The following is a 16,962-nucleotide window of genomic DNA, read 5'->3' as shown; positions in this document are numbered from 1 at the left end:
TCAGCATTTTTAAAAGGAATTTTTTGCGATGATAAAAATGCAGAAATTACTCAGAGAAATTAAATCGTTTTTTGTGATTCTAAATGCTTCTTTCCCAGTGAGTTTTGAACAGACGAAGTTCGTCCCAAGTGTATTTTCCGTTGAGTTTTTCAAATATATTTCCGAGCGAATGATTCTCTTCTTCATTGAAAATATTATTGAGCTCCTGTATTGTCGCTTCCGGCAAAATATCCGAAACCATAACTTTTTCTTGCTCAACGAGTTTTATTAAATGACGATAAACGGTGGCTTCGGTAAGCATTCTTTTTTCGGCAACAGATTTTATGGAGCGAGTAGCCTCCCAAAGTTGTAGCGTGACCTCGTAAGTGGAGGTTTTCTCTTTTTGAGATTTTGTTTCTTCCTTACTGATGTCTTCTGCTACAAAAAGTTGTTTTTCTTTTAAATATTTTTCTACTTTTGATATTAATTCTGTTCGCATATTTTTGAATTTTTCAGAATTAATATTCTCATTTTCAAAATCTTTTCCTTTTTTGGATAATTCAATTAATTGTTTGGTTTTTAAAAGATTTCGAATGATCTTTGAAGTAACGTCTTCCAAATCAGATAATTCATCTTTGAATTGCTTAACTTTTTTCAAAGCTCCTATTTCGGCATACGTACGCAAAATTTCATACCAAATTTCCTTCAATTGTGGCATAAAATAGGAGTATGCCTTCTCAAAACGTTCATAAATAAACGCAAATTCATAGCTTGAAACGAAAATGTTTTTCAGCTGTGAGGTGAATTTTTCAGTAATTTGCGTTAATTCAATGACTTGTGATAATTTTTCATTTGCCCAATTTTTATACGTATTTTTTTTGCCGATGTCACCAATGTAACTCGATTTGTGTAAGTTCCACTGTGATAGGAAGTTATCCCATTGAAAGCATTCTAAAATAGATTTTTCCAAAAATTGCTTTTTGCCCGTTTTGCAAGCGTTAAGTATTTCATTTTCAGAAGCTTTGTTTTTAGCGTATTGCCTTACATTTTCATTGTTATCGATTCCGTGTTCGTTGACGGAAGAAAGTAAAACCAAGCCATCCAAAGAACGCAAGCGAGAAAAAGCTACGTAAGCCTGCCCTGAAGCAAAAACCTTGTCCAAATCCAAAGCCGCCTTTTCAAAGGTAAGTCCTTGACTTTTATGCACTGTAATTGCCCAAGCCAATCTGAGCGGATACTGGGTAAACGTTCCTAATCGTTCTTCTTCAATGTCTTTCGTATTTTCGTTTATGCGGTAGCGAATGTTCTCCCATTCATAGCGTTCCACGTTGATTGTTTTTCCGCCATCTAACTGTACTTCAATCTCATTTTCGGAAAGAGAAGTTATTGTTGCCATTTTTCCGTTGAAAAAAAGTTTTTCGCCAGATAAATCATTTTTGATAAACATAACTCTTGCACCTTTTTTCAAACGGATTTCTTTCTCAATAGGATACATATTTTCAGGAAAATCACCAACAACGATGGCTTCATAGGTGAATTCTTTCGTTGTTAGTTCGCTCATTTTCTTGTTGTTAATGGCGTCTGCTTTGGCGTTGTGTGTTGTTAATGTTATGAAATCATTTTCAGGCTTGAAATTAGGTTTTACATATTGTTGTAAATATTGTATGTCTTTTTGTGTTAAATTATTGTCTCTTAAATTGTTAAGAATAGAAATGAAATGTTCATCCGATTGACGATATATTTTCTCCAGCTCAATGTAAAGTAACGGATTTTGCGAAATTACTTTTGATTGGAAGAAAAACATTCCGTCGTAGTACATTTTCAAAATGTCCCATTCATCGTTTTTTACCACAGGCGGAAGTTGCAGTAAATCACCGATAAACAAGATTTGCACTCCTCCGAAAGGGAATTTATTTTTGCGAATGGTTTGTAGCATAAAGTCTATCGCGTCCAAAACATCGGCACGTAACATACTCACTTCGTCAATTATTAAAAGTTCCATACTTTCAATAATTTGACGTTTGTTTTTATGCATTTTGAAGTGCTTTCGCAGCGAAGTTCTGTTTTCAAATCGTGCATTTTCGCTTACAACAGGAGGTGTGGACGAAGTTGGCAAAAATGAAGCAAAAGGTAGCTGAAACATCGAATGAATTGTAACGCCTCCCGCGTTAAGTGCAGCAATGCCCGTTGGTGCTACCACAACAGTATTTTTGTGGCACGTTTCGATAATTTTACGCAGTAGGGTAGTTTTTCCGGTTCCTGCTTTTCCCGTTAAAAAAATATTTTGATGAGTTTGATTAACTAATGTAAGAATTTGCTTTTCCATAAAAAAATCGGTAACGAGCAAAAGTAATAAATTATTTTGGAAGTTGGATTTTTATAAAAAGAAAGAAGTTGCCTTTTCGGGCAACTTCCTCTGAAATATCGTTTTGTATTTTTACCAGAAAATAGCGTATAAAGCTACTAAAAGTATGATAATTACGTAAGAAGCAATATTGAAAGTTGAATCTGTTTTGAAAGTATTTTTATCAATGATAATGGCTTTTTCATTGATAGCACCTTTATTTTCAAAATGACTCACAACGGCAATAATCAGCATTGAAACAATCCAAGTAATCATCATTTGATGCATCCACGGAAGTGTAACGAACAAGCCACTTAAGGCAGAATCAGCCATCCAACCATTAGGACCTATTTTGAAATAGAACGCAATTAAAGTAGAAAGAAGTATTCCCCAAATTGCTCCTTTGTTCGTAGCTCGTTTATAGAACAATCCCATCATAAACACGGCTAAAATTCCAGGGCTTACAAGTCCGGTGTATTCTTGAATATATTGGAACATTTGGTTAATTCCTCCTAATGCGGGAGCTACAACCAAAGCAATTATTAAAGCCACAGCTGCCGAAATACGTCCTACGCTAACTAATTGTTTTTGAGAAGCATTCGGGTTAAGATTCTGTTTGTAAATATCCATTGTGAAAATCGTAGCCGTTGAATTCAACATCGAAGCCAATGAAGAAACAATCGCCGCTGCCAAAGCCGCTACAACCAATCCTTTCAATCCCGTTGGAATAAAGGTTTTGATAAGCCAAGGGTATGCGTTATCATTCATTATAGCTCCGTTTGCTCCCGTGAAGGCTTCTTTCACGCCATCAATAGTAGCTGTTCCTGCTTGGTTTTGATACATAACGTAAGCTACAATCCCCGGAATTACCACCAAAACAGGCACAATCATTTTCAAGAAAGCCGCAAAAACGATTCCTTTTTGTGATTCTTTCAAAGATTTTGCAGCCAAAGTACGTTGAATAATATACTGATTGAATCCCCAGTAGTACAAGTTTGCTACCCAAAGTCCGCCAACAAGAACAGCGATTCCGGGCAAATTCATATATTCCGGATGCGATTCGTCTAAAATCATTTTGAAGTGGTCAGGTGCAACGTCAAAAATATGTTGCAAACCGGTTATCACTCCGCCTTGAGGTGTTACATTATCCAATGCGATGTAGGCAGTGATAAGCCCCCCCACAACAAGTAACGCCACTTGAATAACGTCCGTCCAAGCAACAGCCGAAAGCCCTCCCCATAGCGAGTATGCCGCCGCAAAAAGAGCTAAACCAACCATCGCATAGAAAGGATCAACGCCCAAAACTACTTGCAAGGCTTTTCCTCCTAAGAACAAAACGCTGGTAAGGTTCACGAAGATGAATAAGGCAACCCAGAAAACAGCAAGAATAGATTTCAAGTTGGTGCTGTAACGTTTTTCGATGAATTCGGGAATGGTGTACAATCCTTTTTCAATGAAAATAGGTAAGAAATATTTTCCTACGATAATTAATGTAAGAGCAGCCATCCATTCATAGGAAGCAATTGCTAAGCCCAATGCAAACCCTGAGCCCGACATCCCGATGAACTGTTCTGCGGAGATATTTGCAGCAATTAACGATGCCCCAATCGCCCACCAAGGAAGGGATTTACTTGCCAAGAAATAATCTTCCGCAGTTTTCCCCGAATCCTTTTTGTTGCGTGACACAAAAAGCCCCACACCGAGAATAACTGCCGCATACAATGCGAAAATTACATAATCTAATGTTGTAAATGAATTCATATATTAAAATTTTAGTATGTTTTTATTTTTTCGGGTGCTAATTTAAGAAATTTTTATTTATGATTTAGTATTTCCCCCGAAAGATTTAAACATTTTAAAGATTAATGAGCTTAATCAGGTAGATTATATCTTAATAAGATTGTTATATAATTACCTTTATGTTCGGGTTGATTTCTAATAAATCTTTGATAAAATCTGATTCATTTTCAGGAGAAACTTTAATAGTCTCGTATTTGTTGTAAAGAATTTCAAGTGCTTTACTACTTGGAGCGGTGGCTCGGTCTGTTCCCGTAGCTATAAAGTTATTACTTTTTTCTATTTTTCGGATGGTCTTTACGTCAATTATTCTGTTGATAAATGCAGCTGAAACAAATAAATTTTCACCTGAAATAATGTAAGTTACATTCTTATGAATTTGAGAAAGTCCCCATAATAATGGAGCCATAAAGATAGGAACTATCAAAATTAAAAACCAAGGAAAATCCTGAATAATTATAATAGCAACCGAAAATATCATCATCGCAGATAACTGAATAATGAAATTCGATTTAAAATTAGTTTTAGCTTTATACAATTTCATTAGTTTAATTTATTTTTATTTTCCAAAAAATAAAAGCCAAATGAAATAATGTTTTCACTTGGCTTTCTGATGATTATAATTCACGAGTGCCGTCACCGATGCTCACGTCATACACCGATGGGGCGTACCCGATTTTTTGCGTATAGCTTTCGATAATGTGTTTTTTATAAGCTTCTACTCGGTTGTTTTTAACCAGTGCAATGGCACAACCGCCAAAGCCCGCTCCCGTCATACGAACGCCTGTAACTCCGTCAAAATTAATACTTTCCAAATAGATGGTATCCAGTTCCTTACCTGTAACTTCGTAATCTTCCATTAAGGATTTGTGTGAGGCAGACATCAACTCGCCAAAACGCTTCACATCGCCCGATTTTAAGGCTTTTTCGCTTTCTTTTACACGTAAATTCTCATAAATCACGTGCTTAACTCGTTTTTGCATCTCTTCTGTAAGTTCGTTTTTGTGCGCTTCAAAATATTCGGCGGGAATAGAACAAAGGTCTTTGAAATTGGCGTTTTTGTTGAAGATTTCCAACGCTGCCTCGCAAGTAGCACGACGCTCATTATATTTGGAATCCGCCAGTTTTCGTTCTTTATTGGTGTTGATAATCAGTAATGTATCTTCTTTTAGAACGAAAGGCGTATAGGTATAATCCAGCGTTTGGCAATCCAAAATGATGGCGTGGTCTTTTTTTCCCATTCCGATGGCAAATTGGTCCATAATACCACAATTCACGCCCACGAATTTGTTTTCTACGTTTTGTGAAATTTTCACCAACTCGATTTGATTTTTACCCAATCCGAAAAGCGAATTCAAAGCGAAGGAAGTCACCAATTCAATCGAAGCCGAAGAGGAAAGTCCGCCACCGTTTGGAATATTTCCGTAGAAAAGAAACTCCATTCCGTTGAATTTCACGCCCTGACGCGTAAAATAGTCGATGCAACCCAGCGGATAATTTATCCAAAGGCTTCCGTTTTTGGTATATCCTTCGTGATTGATAGTTACTTGGTGTGCCGATTCCGGAAAGTTTAAACTCTTGAATGTAAATGTATTGTCGTTTGTTTTCCGAACTGCTAAGTAAGTTCCGTTTTCAAGAGCACAAGGCATTACAAGTCCGCCATTGTAGTCGATGTGTTCGCCAATCAAATTCACGCGAGCCGGTGCAAAAAACACCTTATCGCAAGGTTTTCCGTAGTTTTTCTGAAATTCTTCTTGTATGTATGTTTTCATTTTTTGAAATATTTTTGTCTGTTTTGTATTATTTAGAGATACTTTTTTAATTTATCTATTTTGGGTTTCTTTTTCGGGAAAACCCCGAAGGTTCGGAACGCGTGTTTTTACCTTTCGGGAACATCCCGACGCGTGCCTTCCGATGTTTTCTTTAATCGGGAAAACCCCGAAGGCTCAAAACGTGTGTTTTCGTTCTTTTTATAAATGTATAAAGCTTCGGAACACGTGTTTTTTAGCTTTTGATAAATGCCCGAAACGAGAAATCTTGCGTTTTGATGCTTCGGGCATTTATTAAATGATTTACTTCTTTCGTTTTGACTCTAAAAACTTACTTTATTTCACTGAACTTAAACACGGTAAAGTGTTTGTATTCTTGCCCTGGGTTCAGCTGTGTGGATTGAAACTGTGGATAGTTCAGTGCATCGGCAAAACCTTGGCATTCAAAGCAAATACCTGCATTTTGTCCGGTAGATTTTCTGCCTTTAGGATGCAATTCAGGCACATAATATCCGCCATAAATGTGAAGCACAGGATGATTAGTTCGTACGTCCATACGGATGCCGCTATCGTTGCAAATTAGTGACCCAACGGTTTCATTTTCCGAAACTTGACGTGGGAAAGCGTTGTCAATATCGGGATGAACGGGTGTTGGTTTGCGATAATCCCAATGAGTGCCTTCCACGAGGAGTAATTCGCCCGTTGGGGAATAATCGGGGTTTAGTGGAGAAACTTTATCGCCGTTAATTTGCAAATGGTGATTTAAAACGTTGCTTGAATCAGTATTGAGGTTAAAATAAGCGTGTTGGGTCAGGTTCAGGATAGTGGGTTTGTTGGTTGTTCCGTGATAATCCACCCGAAGTTCGTTGTCATCGTTAAGTGAATAAGTTACTTGTGCGGTAACTTCGCCAGGGAAGCCTTCTTCGCCATCGGCAGAAACATATCGGAAAGTCACTGACGGAATTGGCTCATCTTTCACCGAAACGAGTTCCCAAACTTTGCTGTCAAATCCTTCAAAACCACCGTGTAGTTGTGCTCCGTTGTGATTTACGGTCAGTTGCAACGTTTCGCCGTTAAGGGTGGTTTTTCCGTTTTTGATACGTCCGGCATTTCGCCCGATAATCGCCCCGAAATACGGATATTCTTTGCGATAATCCGAGCTTAAATATTCTTCTAAGGTATCGAACCCAAGTACGGTTTCGATGTTTTTTCCGTCTTTTGGAAATTTAATGGAAGTGATGATGCCACCGAAGTTAGTTACCGATACTTCCATAGCGTTTTTGTTGGTTAAGGTGAAGAGTTCTACCTTTTTATTTTTGTGAGTTCCGAATGGTTTTTGTGTAATATTTTTCATTTTCAAAAATTTTGACGAATGTACGAAAATTTTGCCAGAGCACAATATTTTTCCGTGCAGAAATATCCAAAAACAGAAAATATTTTTTCTCTTCCGACGAAAACTGCTATCTTTGCAAAAAAAGTTTTAGAATGAAATCAGAGCAAGAATTGACTGAATTTTATGAGCGTTTAAAAAAAGAATTGGAAGAAACTACTTCTTTCCCAACGATGTATCTGTATAAGTTTATCATACCTACCGATGCTCAAAGATTAGAAACACTTAATTCAATTTTCAAGCAAACCAATGTAGAGATAAAAACTCGACCTTCCTCAAACGGGAAATATACGGGCGTTTCCGTGTCTGTTCTTTTACAAAATCCGGACGAAGTGATTCATTATTACAGAGAAGCGGGCAAGATAGAGGGAATAGTTTCGTTATAGGAAATTGCAGAAAATTAAATTTTAAAAGCTAAAGAATTTAAAAAAATGGAGAATCAAAATACACAGAATATGTCCGAAAATATGGGCTTGGAATATAACACGGAAAGAACTCCTTTGATAATCCCCGAGTACGGAAGGCATATACAAAAAATGATTGAAAAAGCCATAACGATTGAGGATAGGGAAAAACGGAATAATACCGCGAAAAGCATCATAGCCGTGATGGGAAATATGTTTCCTCATTTGCGAGATGTTCCTGATTTTCAGCATAAATTGTGGGACCAGTTGTTCATTATGTCGAAGTTTCAACTTGATGTGGATTCTCCTTTTGAGAAACCGACTTCTGATGTGTTAATCAAACATCCTGATATTCTTCAATATCCGCAAAATCATCCAAAATACAGATTTTACGGCAACAACATTAAAAAAATGATTGAAGTTTGTGTTGGCTGGGAAGAAGGTCATCTGAAAGAAGCACTAAAATACGCAATAGCTAATCATATGAAGAAGAGTTATTTAACTTGGAATAAGGAAGCTGTTGAAGATGAAGTGGTTTTTCAGCATTTGTACGAGCTTAGCGATGGTAAAATTGACCTTGCCAAAACAAAAGAATTTCTGACAAACAGTAACGAACTTATCAAAACCAAGCAGAATTTAACGAAAAGAGCTTCAGGGCAAACTAAAAAAGCAAAGAGAACTAAAAATACTTGATTATGGGCGTATTTAAAATTGAAGGAGGACATACACTAAAGGGTGAAATAACTCCGCAAGGGGCTAAAAATGAGGCTCTTCAGGTTTTGTGTGCAGTATTGCTTACAAACGAAAAAGTGACCATTCACAATATTCCTAATATATTGGATGTTAATAAATTAATCTCCTTACTTGAGAATTTAGGAGTTAAAATACAGAAGTTAGGCAAAGGTTCGTATAGTTTTCAGGCTGATGAGGTTAATTTGCAATATTTGAAATCAACAGCTTTCCAGTCCGAAGGGCAAGGTTTGCGAGGCTCAATTATGATTGTGGGACCGCTTCTAACACGTTTCGGGGTGGGTTATATTCCTCGTCCGGGCGGAGATAAAATCGGTCGTCGCCGTTTAGATACGCACTTTGAAGGGTTTATCAAATTGGGAGCCGATTTCAATTATGATAAAGAGCATCAAACATATAGCGTAACTTGCAATCGCCTTAAAGGAGCAGATATGTTGCTTGATGAAGCCTCTGTGACAGGGACTTCAAACATTATTATGGCTGCGGTTTTGGCAGAAGGAAAAACAACTATTTACAACGCTGCTTGTGAACCTTATGTACAGCAATTATGCCGGATGCTTAATTCAATGGGAGCTGATATTCAGGGGATTGGTTCTAACTTTTTGACCATTAACGGAGTTGAAAAGCTCTCGGGATGCACGCACACACTTCTGCCGGATATGATTGAAATTGGTAGCTGGATTGGGTTGGCGGCTATGACCCAAAGCGAGATAACTATAAAGAATGTAGGTTGGGAGCATTTAGGTCTGATACCCAATGTCTTCCAGAAGTTGGGAATTACACTTGAGCGTAGAGGCGATGATATCTATATTCCGGCTCATACGAAAGGATATCAAGTTCAGAATTATATAGATGGCTCTATTTTAACGGTTTCCGATGCTCCTTGGCCAGGCTTCACTCCCGATTTATTGAGTATCATATTGGTAATGGCAACTCAGGCACGCGGTGAGGTGTTAATTCATCAAAAAATGTTCGAAAGTCGTTTGTTCTTCATTGATAAACTGATAGATATGGGAGCTAAAATTATTTTGTGCGACCCGCATCGGGCTACGGTTATCGGTAACGATTTTAAATCGCCACTAAAAGCTACTTTGATGACTTCACCCGATATCAGGGCTGGGATTGCTTTGCTGATTGCGGCTCTTTCTGCCAAAGGAACTTCTACCATTTATAATATAGAACAAATAGACAGAGGTTACGAGAACATTGACGAGCGTTTAAGAGCTTTGGGAGCGAAAATAATTCGTGTTAATTAACAGAGAATAAATACTTTATATATAATTAAAAATGCTAATCATAGGAATTACGGGAGGAACAGGATGTGGAAAAACAACTGTTGTAAATCAGATAGTTAAAGAATTGTCAGGAAAGGAAGTAACGGTAGTTTCACAGGATTCATATTATCGGGATATGAGTCATTTGCCTTATTCTGAAAGGGTTAAAGTTAATTTTGACCATCCGAGTTCTATTGATTTTGATTTATTGAAAGAACATTTGATTGCTCTTAAAGAAGGAAAATCGGTAGAAAGCCCTGTATATTCATTTGTAGAACATAATCGCACGGGCGAAACCGTACTGATAAATCCTACGAAAGTGATTATCGTTGAGGGAATTTTGATTTTTTCGCACGCTGATATCCGTAATTTGTTCGATATCAAAATTTATGTTCACGCCGACTCGGATGAGCGATTGATTAGACGTATTAAAAGAGATACCACGGAACGAGGCAGAGACGTGGAAGAAGTTCTGAATCGTTATCAAACTACCTTAAAACCAATGCATTTGCAGTTTATTGAACCTACGAAAGAGTATGCCGATATCATCATCCCGAATAACAAAAGAAACAATGTAGCTATTGATATTATAAGAACCATTGTTCATAACCGAATTTATCAAACTGTTTCCTGATGAAGTCTGTTTTTCAATACATTGCACTTTTGAAAGGGTATAGGTTGTATGCTTTTATACTTCTTTTTTTCTTCGTCTGGATGGCTTTCTTTGACGCAAATTCTCTATTGACACACAGGGAGTTAAATAAGGAAATTAAAAAACTGAACAAGCAAAAACAGTTTTTAGAAAAGGAAATAGAGAAGGACAGAAAAAGTCTGAAAATCCTCAATACCGACGAGGGAAAAGAGAAAATGGGAAGAGAGGCATATTACTTAAAGCACGATAACGAGGAAATTTTTATAATAGAATACGATACAATAGATTGAAAATTAAAGTTATATGAACTTTGGAATTATCATTCCTGCTCATAATGAAGCAGATTGTATTGAAAAAACGTTAGAATCTCTTTTCAAACAAACGAAAAAGCCTCTGCAAGTTATCGTCGTTGATGATTGCTCCACCGATTCAACTCCTCAAATTTTAGAAAAAATTAAGCAAGAAAACCCTTCTCTGACAGTATTGCGTAGAGAAGAGGGAGCTACGCATTTGCCTGGAAGTAAAGTAGTTCAGGCATTTAATGCGGGGTTGCCTCTTTTGAAAGAAAACATAGATGTAATTTGCAAATTTGATGCAGATTTGATTTTCCCACCTAATTATTTAGAAGTTTTAGCGAATCATTTTTATGAAAATCAGAAAGTTGGTATGTGTGGGGGATTCTGTTATGTGGAAAAAAACGGCAATTGGGTTTTGGAAAATCTGACAAACAAAGACCACCTCCGAGGTGCAGTTAAAGCCTACCGAAAAGCCTGTTTTTCAGATATTGGAGGACTGAAAACTGCAATGGGTTGGGATACAGCCGATGAGCTTTTGGCTCGCTTCTATGGTTGGGAAGTAAAAACAGATGATACATTGAAAGTTAAGCATTTACGACCAACGGGAGCGGGATATAATCTGAATGCTCGTTTTTTGCAAGGAAGTGTTTTCTATCGTTTACGTTATGGTCTTTTGCTTTCTGTTTTGGCTTCGGGCAAATTGGCTTTTAAAAAGAAAAAAATTGATTTATTCAAAGATTATTTGCGAGGTTATTTCAAAGCCAAACAGGAGAAACAAGAATTTTTAGTGACTCCTGAGCAGGGCAAATGGATTAGAAATTACCGTTGGAAGAAAATTTTGGCGAAGGTTTTTAAAGAAAATTAATATTTGCCAAAGATATTTCTCACAGATTTCACAGATAATACTGATTTTTAGGATAAAAATCTTCTACTTTCATTTCTTGACATTCTTATCTTCTAAATCTTTTTGTTAAATTTCGTTGAAATATTTTGTATTATAGTTAATTTTTATACATTTGCCCCCACATACATTAACTCAACTCCAAGCATAAAAATACTATGAAAAACTTGTGTAATTCACATAAAATCAGTATATTTGTACGTGCCTTAGCACAGCACAGCACAGCACAGCACAGCACAGCACAGCACAGCACAGCACAGCACAGCACAGCGTTTAGACAGCCGAGATAATATAATTTTTTAAAATATATATCCGCTTGATGGAGAGAACTTTCTCCATCAAGCGGATTTTTTTATTTTCTTGTAAGTTAACAATTTAAAATGTATAGATATGGCTTTTGAAAATTTGATTCAGGTATCTTTTACCGATGAGGAGCTGAGCAAGATTGACGTAGCCCTTCAAACTATTGAAACCGTACTGAAAAGCAAAACGGTAAACCTAACTCCCGATGAGCGTAGGCAGTATGGCAGTATCGCTGAGCAGAACAAACTTTTTGTAAACAAATGCAAGGAGCTAATGGAGCAGTATCCCCAGTATGTGCCGAGTTTTTTGGATAAGGAAGAATATGACCGCGATTTTCTGGCTCGCACACAAATTGAAACTCGTTTGCAACGACTTGAAAACCTTGCCGAACAGCTTTCGGACACCAAAGTATTGCTTGACCACGATAATTATTTCAATTCGCTTAGTTTTTACCGACATATCCGATTTTTAAGTAAGGAGAATATTCCGGGAATTAAATCCATTTGGGAGGCTTTAAGTCAGTTTTTTAAGTCCGGAAAACGCACAACCAAGCAATAAAAATTCTATTTTAAAAATTTTAGACCTATAAAATGCGGTTCAGAACCATAAAAATTAGGTTGCAGATTGGTAAAAAGCACTTCAGAACTGATAAATTGGAGTTCATAACCGCAAAAAAGGAGTTTTAAACCGTAATTTAGAGGTTATTTGAGGGAGTAAATACAGTTCAGAACTGTCTAAATGCGGTTCGGAACCGGTAAAATGGAGTGTTAAACCCTAAAAAAATAGAAAAAGACAATGAAAAATTAATAATGAACAATATTTCTTTATAAGAACTGTTACTTGTTCATTGTATAATTATTCTTTGTTCATTGAATATTTATTCATTAAAATAAGGCGTAACCCGAAAAGCCTGTAACAGAGTAGGGGTAATTTTAATATTTTTAATAACAATGAGAAAAATTTTAGTAATGGCAGCTTTGATAATAGGTGTTATCGGTTGCGGTAAGGATGAAAATTCTGCTACGGGAGACTACCCTGAAATTGTAGGAACTTGGAGGATAGTTGACAGTGAAGTGGGTGGGAAGCGTACCTCACAAATACCTAATTTGACGGAAGCGGATAGACAAGCAAACCATTGCATCAATAGCTCTGTATTTAAGTTTTTAGCTAATGGTGATATCAGAGGCGTATATTATGTATCATCAGTGGATCCTAAAAAGAATAATGAAAAATATTATGGGTTCTCCTCATATGCGGAGTGTTACCCTTTATTTGATTTTGATGAGGCGGCAACTGAAGGTAGTGTGAAATACAAAATACGAGAAAAAAAAATCATTATATATGGTAAGAGTAATGATGGAAGTTCTGGAGAGGTAGAGTTTTTTAACATAGAAAGCCTTTCAGGCAGAACTTTAAAACTTTCCTATTCAGAAGAAATGAAAAGAGGGACACGTTCAACTTATGAACGAGGAAAGCAATTTTTACAACAACACAATTTGGAATTGCCTGTAGATATGAATGTTTTTATGAACGGTTTTATTATAATGGAAAAACAATAAGGTGTCTTTTAAATATTTTTTAACGTTTTAATTTTACAAAAATGAAGAATTTTATAATTGCGGTAACGGTTGCCATTGCAACTATTTTTACAACACAAGCACAAGAGGTTAAATTTGGTGCAAGAACAGGGCTTAACATATCAACAGTATCATTTAAAGGTTCAGAAACAGAGGCAGGGCATTCATATAATGTGGATGTTGAAACAGGTTTTAAAACGGGCTTTCACGTGGGAGCTTTTGCTGAATTAGGGCTTTCCGATCAACTTTTTATAGAGGCAGGGCTGGCATACTCACAACAAGGAGCTACATTGAAATCAATGACGGGAACCTTTGGCAGTCGGACTATAAAACAAGATTTTGATAAAGATTCTTACATTACCTTGGGGCTTATTAACTTGCCCGTTTGGTTAAAATATGATATTGCAGGGTTCCGTCCTAAAGCAGGGTTGAATATCGGTTACTTGGTAAATGCAAGCTCAAAAATTGGTGGTGAAAAAAGATCAGAAAAGATTAATGATAATAACTTTGATTTCGGGTTAGGTATTGGTTTGGAATATAATTTACCAATGGGAGTGTTTTTTGATGCTAATTTCAATTTTGGCGTAACAAATTTGGCACAAGAAAAAGGCTCGACAGTTAAAAATCGTACTTTCCAAATAGGGGTAGGCTACAAATTTTAATATAAATTATTAAGGAGGGGATAACTATACAACTTTGAATTAAAAAAGACATCTTAACACTGTTTTGTATAGTTGTCCCCTATTTTTGAAGTTACTAATTTAAAATATAGGAATACAAGGCAGCCTAACAAATTACTAAGAATTGTCTCCTTCTTATTAAACTTTAATAATAACATCTCTTACTCATCAAAAAAATCATCGTCATCATCAATTTCGTTGAGGAGATTGTCAATGGCACGGCGGTCTTTTTTGGTGGGGCGTCCTTCTCCTTTTTGTCGGTAATATTCTTGTGCAAGTTTTTGTATTTCAGCTTGCTCAAAGGCTTCTGGGGGAGTTAAATCGTGTCGGTATAAATCCACCAATTTTGCTCCAACTCTTGAAAGGGGAACGTCCAAAACTTTTAATTCGTAGTTAATCTGATTTTTACGAACGATAATTTTATCGCCAACGAAAACTTCCCGCGATGGCTTAACTGCCTCACCGTTAATGCGTATGTGTCCTTTTTTGCAGGCTTCCGTTGCGATATTTCGGGTTTTGAAATAACGCACACACCATAGGAATTTATCAATTCTCATAAAAATCTTTGATATTAAATATTTATAAAGTATGGTGCAAAAATAATATAATTTCGTATCTTGCACCCTCAAAAAAATATAATTTTTGTATGGTAAAGAAAACTATATTCAGTATCAGTTTGTTATCGGCGTTGGTGGCGGTTTCGTGTAAAAAAGATGACGACGATAATAAAAAAGTAACTCCTCCTCGTGATGTAACAGAAGTACGAGATGAAAATGAGTCTTCAATTGTATCATATTTAAAAACACATTTCTATAAGTTTGAAAATAATGAAGTTACGTTAGATACCATTGCAGGGAAAAACGCAACGGAAACATCTTTGTTTGAAAAAGTTAAAACTGTGGAATTGGATGTTCACGATATAAATAATAAAAGAGTACGTCATAAAATGTACTATTTGCCTGTACAGGAGGGTACTGGAGAAAAATCAACTATTGCAGATTCTGTTTTTGTGGCTTACAAAGGACAACTGCTAAACGGCAAGGAATTTGACAGAACGGTGGGATATACACGCTCCAACTGGATGGATTTGTTAGGTGCTAAAAGTGAAGGAAACTTGGGTTCTGTTTTAGGTTTCAGAGAGGCTGTTTCTTTGTTAAAAGATTCAAAATCAGGAGTGATGTCAAATGCAGACGGAACATTAACTATCCCGAACGATGGTGGAGTAGGGGTGTTCTTTATGCCATCAGGCGTGGCTTATTTTAACTCGGCGACAGGAAGAATTCCTGCATATTCTCCGCTCATATTTATCATACATTTGATAAAAACCAAAAACGCAGACCACGACAGAGATGGTATTCCTTCCATCAAAGAAATCAAACGTGATGATTATGGAGTAACTACCTTGCCGGATTGTAATAAAAATGGCGTTCCTGATTATTTAGATAAAGATAAGTGCGAATAATAAAACATATGTAAAACACATAAGATGAGAGCTTTATTTGGTTTTCATCTTGTGTGTTGCTTTTTTAAGATGAGAAAACAAATTCCTAATATTATCACTTTATTAAATTTGTTTTGCGGAACAATAGCTGTTGTTTTGGCTGTTCAGGGCAGATTGGATTGGGCTTTCTTTTTTGTGGCATTGGGTATATTTTTTGATTTTTTTGACGGATTTTTTGCACGTCTGTTAAATGTAAAGTCCGATTTGGGATTGCAGCTGGATTCGCTTGCTGATATGGTAACTTCGGGAGTGGTTCCGGGCGTGGGAATGTTTCAGCTTCTTTCAAAAAGCGATTTTGTAACTCAAAATGGTGGTTTATTTTCAGAAATATTCCCTTACTTCGGATTTCTAATCACCTTAGCTTCAGCATATCGATTAGCGAAATTTAATATAGACACTCGTCAGACTACGGGTTTTATAGGCTTGCCAACCCCTGCTAATGCATTGTTTATCTTGTCCTTGCCTGTTATTTTACAGTATCACTCTGCGGATTTGTTTCAAAATGTTTTGCAAAATACGTGGATTTTGGCGGGAATTACTCTTTTGAGCAGTTATATGTTAAATGCCGAAATTCCGCTATTTGCATTAAAATTTAAGGATTATTCCTTTCAGAATAACAAGATAAAATATATGTTTCTGATAGTTAGTGTATTGGGACTATTATTTTTCCAACTCATTGCTATCCCGATGATTATCGTTCTGTATGTTATAATTTCTATTTTTCAGAATAGATGTAGCTGTAAACTATGATTTTAGAGGCTCTACCGTTGTGTGAGGTTGAAAAATGTAAATTTTTCTTGTTTTTATTTCGATACATTCATAACATTTAATTCTTCTTTTGCCTTTTTGAAAAACTCTTCCGTCTTTGGTACGGAATATAGCTCCGATAGGTAATTCAAAAACAAAGCTCGTAACTTCTTCTTTATCAAAGTCTTTCAAGGCAATTGATAAAACAGGGTCAATGTCACTACTTGCAGCCGGATTTTTAAAATGATTGGCAACAATTCCTAACAATTGAGAAGGGAAAATACTGGGAGAAATGAAAGGCAACATCAGCATACGAAAAGTGTATTTCCATTCGTTTCCGTGTGGTTTAATTTGTCTTCCGAATTTTTCAAAAGCCAGTAAATGAGCAATTTCGTGAATGAGAGTGATTAAAAAACGATACTTATTACTGTTTGCATTTATGGTTATAAGATGTTGTCCGTTAGATAGTTGCCTGTAATCTCCGTGTCTTGTTTTTCGTTCATCTACAATCTTTAGATATATTTTATGGAGTTTGATAAGCTCAAAACAAGGAGAAACCGCATTTTCAGGTAAATATTTAGCAAGAATATATTCCATT

The 16,962-nt window shown here is 36.3% G+C and carries 18 protein-coding genes; 11 read left to right on the top strand and 7 right to left on the bottom strand.

Annotated features, from left to right (window positions below):
• Positions 1-79 precede the first annotated feature (79 nt).
• From CGC58_RS01595 to CGC58_RS01575, 5 genes are all read right to left on the bottom strand, one after another.
• Positions 80-2,305 carry a helix-turn-helix domain-containing protein gene (locus CGC58_RS01595; protein ID WP_095894822.1) on the bottom strand — a complete coding sequence of 742 codons (2,226 nt, stop codon included), beginning with the start codon at positions 2,303-2,305 and terminating at the stop codon, positions 80-82.
• Between the two features lie 111 nt (positions 2,306-2,416).
• Positions 2,417-4,084, bottom strand: coding sequence for a sodium/sugar symporter (locus tag CGC58_RS01590; protein WP_095894821.1), 1,668 nt, complete (start codon positions 4,082-4,084; stop codon positions 2,417-2,419).
• Positions 4,085-4,226: 142 nt separating this feature from the next.
• On the bottom strand, positions 4,227-4,664 hold the full coding sequence (locus tag CGC58_RS01585; RefSeq protein WP_095894820.1) for a PH domain-containing protein: 438 nt from the start codon (positions 4,662-4,664) through the stop codon (positions 4,227-4,229).
• A gap of 73 nt (positions 4,665-4,737) precedes the next feature.
• Positions 4,738-5,892: a galactokinase gene (locus CGC58_RS01580; RefSeq protein WP_095894819.1), complete on the bottom strand. Its 1,155-nt coding sequence runs from the start codon at positions 5,890-5,892 to the stop codon at positions 4,738-4,740.
• A gap of 328 nt (positions 5,893-6,220) precedes the next feature.
• Positions 6,221-7,243 carry an aldose epimerase family protein gene (locus CGC58_RS01575; protein ID WP_095894818.1) on the bottom strand — a complete coding sequence of 341 codons (1,023 nt, stop codon included), beginning with the start codon at positions 7,241-7,243 and terminating at the stop codon, positions 6,221-6,223.
• A 131-nt stretch (positions 7,244-7,374) separates the two neighbouring features.
• Between CGC58_RS01575 and CGC58_RS01570 the strand changes: the two genes are divergently transcribed.
• The 9 genes from CGC58_RS01570 to CGC58_RS01530 all read left to right on the top strand — a co-directional run bounded on the left by CGC58_RS01570 (position 7,375) and on the right by CGC58_RS01530 (position 14,098).
• On the top strand, positions 7,375-7,665 hold the full coding sequence (locus tag CGC58_RS01570) for a DUF493 family protein (protein ID WP_095894817.1): 291 nt from the start codon (positions 7,375-7,377) through the stop codon (positions 7,663-7,665).
• Positions 7,666-7,710: 45 nt separating this feature from the next.
• A complete protein-coding gene (locus CGC58_RS01565; protein ID WP_198540740.1) occupies positions 7,711-8,376 on the top strand; it encodes a DUF4290 domain-containing protein in 666 nt (221 codons plus the stop codon).
• Positions 8,377-8,378: 2 nt separating this feature from the next.
• Entirely contained in the window at positions 8,379-9,689 is a 1,311-nt protein-coding gene (gene murA / locus CGC58_RS01560) for a UDP-N-acetylglucosamine 1-carboxyvinyltransferase (RefSeq protein WP_095894816.1), read from the top strand.
• A gap of 31 nt (positions 9,690-9,720) precedes the next feature.
• Positions 9,721-10,341, top strand: a complete 621-nt coding sequence (gene udk / locus CGC58_RS01555; protein WP_095894815.1) for a uridine kinase — start codon at positions 9,721-9,723, stop codon at positions 10,339-10,341.
• Positions 10,341-10,649 (top strand): FtsB family cell division protein, encoded by a 309-nt coding sequence (locus CGC58_RS01550; RefSeq protein WP_095894814.1) that lies wholly within the window; start codon positions 10,341-10,343, stop codon positions 10,647-10,649. Before udk ends, CGC58_RS01550 begins: the two co-directional genes overlap by 1 nt.
• A gap of 13 nt (positions 10,650-10,662) precedes the next feature.
• Positions 10,663-11,520 carry a glycosyltransferase gene (locus tag CGC58_RS01545; protein ID WP_095894813.1) on the top strand — a complete coding sequence of 286 codons (858 nt, stop codon included), beginning with the start codon at positions 10,663-10,665 and terminating at the stop codon, positions 11,518-11,520.
• A gap of 426 nt (positions 11,521-11,946) precedes the next feature.
• Entirely contained in the window at positions 11,947-12,417 is a 471-nt protein-coding gene (locus CGC58_RS01540) for a hypothetical protein (protein WP_095894812.1), read from the top strand.
• Positions 12,418-12,827: 410 nt separating this feature from the next.
• Entirely contained in the window at positions 12,828-13,418 is a 591-nt protein-coding gene (locus tag CGC58_RS01535) for a lipocalin family protein (RefSeq protein ID WP_157909175.1), read from the top strand.
• A gap of 41 nt (positions 13,419-13,459) precedes the next feature.
• A complete protein-coding gene (locus CGC58_RS01530) occupies positions 13,460-14,098 on the top strand; it encodes a porin family protein (protein ID WP_095894810.1) in 639 nt (212 codons plus the stop codon).
• Positions 14,099-14,277: 179 nt separating this feature from the next.
• Here the strand turns inward: CGC58_RS01530 and CGC58_RS01525 are convergent, their stop codons facing one another.
• Positions 14,278-14,673, bottom strand: coding sequence for an RNA-binding S4 domain-containing protein (locus CGC58_RS01525; RefSeq protein WP_095894809.1), 396 nt, complete (start codon positions 14,671-14,673; stop codon positions 14,278-14,280).
• A gap of 89 nt (positions 14,674-14,762) precedes the next feature.
• On the opposite strand from CGC58_RS01525, the gene CGC58_RS01520 reads away from it, so the two are divergent.
• Together CGC58_RS01520 and CGC58_RS01515 are read left to right on the top strand one after the other, a co-directional pair.
• Positions 14,763-15,578 (top strand): FKBP-type peptidyl-prolyl cis-trans isomerase, encoded by an 816-nt coding sequence (locus tag CGC58_RS01520; RefSeq protein ID WP_095894808.1) that lies wholly within the window; start codon positions 14,763-14,765, stop codon positions 15,576-15,578.
• A gap of 69 nt (positions 15,579-15,647) precedes the next feature.
• Positions 15,648-16,367 (top strand): CDP-alcohol phosphatidyltransferase family protein, encoded by a 720-nt coding sequence (locus CGC58_RS01515; protein WP_095894807.1) that lies wholly within the window; start codon positions 15,648-15,650, stop codon positions 16,365-16,367.
• Here the strand turns inward: CGC58_RS01515 and CGC58_RS01510 are convergent.
• On the bottom strand, positions 16,362-16,961 hold the full coding sequence (locus CGC58_RS01510; protein WP_095894806.1) for a SprT-like domain-containing protein: 600 nt from the start codon (positions 16,959-16,961) through the stop codon (positions 16,362-16,364). The two genes, CGC58_RS01515 and CGC58_RS01510, sit on opposite strands and share 6 nt — an antisense overlap.
• Position 16,962: the final 1 nt, after the last annotated feature.

The sequence above is a fragment of the Capnocytophaga stomatis genome, from assembly GCF_002302635.1.
Taxonomy (GTDB): Bacteria; Bacteroidota; Bacteroidia; order Flavobacteriales; family Flavobacteriaceae; genus Capnocytophaga; species Capnocytophaga stomatis.
Note: the sequence above shows the minus strand (reverse complement) of the source record. Positions and strands in the feature narration are given on the sequence as shown.

Bases quoted from the DNA above. Each gene is read 5' to 3' on its own strand.
- CGC58_RS01595 (WP_095894822.1), bottom strand. From the start codon at position 2,305: ATGGAAAAGCAAATTCTTACATTAGTTAATCAAACTCATCAAAATATT.
- CGC58_RS01590 (WP_095894821.1), bottom strand. From the start codon at position 4,084: ATGAATTCATTTACAACATTAGATTATGTAATTTTCGCATTGTATGCG.
- CGC58_RS01585 (WP_095894820.1), bottom strand. From the start codon at position 4,664: ATGAAATTGTATAAAGCTAAAACTAATTTTAAATCGAATTTCATTATT.
- CGC58_RS01580 (WP_095894819.1), bottom strand. From the start codon at position 5,892: ATGAAAACATACATACAAGAAGAATTTCAGAAAAACTACGGAAAACCT.
- CGC58_RS01575 (WP_095894818.1), bottom strand. From the start codon at position 7,243: ATGAAAAATATTACACAAAAACCATTCGGAACTCACAAAAATAAAAAG.
- CGC58_RS01570 (WP_095894817.1), top strand. From the start codon at position 7,375: ATGAAATCAGAGCAAGAATTGACTGAATTTTATGAGCGTTTAAAAAAA.
- CGC58_RS01565 (WP_198540740.1), top strand. From the start codon at position 7,711: ATGGAGAATCAAAATACACAGAATATGTCCGAAAATATGGGCTTGGAA.
- murA (WP_095894816.1), top strand. From the start codon at position 8,379: ATGGGCGTATTTAAAATTGAAGGAGGACATACACTAAAGGGTGAAATA.
- udk (WP_095894815.1), top strand. From the start codon at position 9,721: ATGCTAATCATAGGAATTACGGGAGGAACAGGATGTGGAAAAACAACT.
- CGC58_RS01550 (WP_095894814.1), top strand. From the start codon at position 10,341: ATGAAGTCTGTTTTTCAATACATTGCACTTTTGAAAGGGTATAGGTTG.
- CGC58_RS01545 (WP_095894813.1), top strand. From the start codon at position 10,663: ATGAACTTTGGAATTATCATTCCTGCTCATAATGAAGCAGATTGTATT.
- CGC58_RS01540 (WP_095894812.1), top strand. From the start codon at position 11,947: ATGGCTTTTGAAAATTTGATTCAGGTATCTTTTACCGATGAGGAGCTG.
- CGC58_RS01535 (WP_157909175.1), top strand. From the start codon at position 12,828: ATGGCAGCTTTGATAATAGGTGTTATCGGTTGCGGTAAGGATGAAAAT.
- CGC58_RS01530 (WP_095894810.1), top strand. From the start codon at position 13,460: ATGAAGAATTTTATAATTGCGGTAACGGTTGCCATTGCAACTATTTTT.
- CGC58_RS01525 (WP_095894809.1), bottom strand. From the start codon at position 14,673: ATGAGAATTGATAAATTCCTATGGTGTGTGCGTTATTTCAAAACCCGA.
- CGC58_RS01520 (WP_095894808.1), top strand. From the start codon at position 14,763: ATGGTAAAGAAAACTATATTCAGTATCAGTTTGTTATCGGCGTTGGTG.
- CGC58_RS01515 (WP_095894807.1), top strand. From the start codon at position 15,648: ATGAGAAAACAAATTCCTAATATTATCACTTTATTAAATTTGTTTTGC.
- CGC58_RS01510 (WP_095894806.1), bottom strand. From the start codon at position 16,961: ATGGAATATATTCTTGCTAAATATTTACCTGAAAATGCGGTTTCTCCT.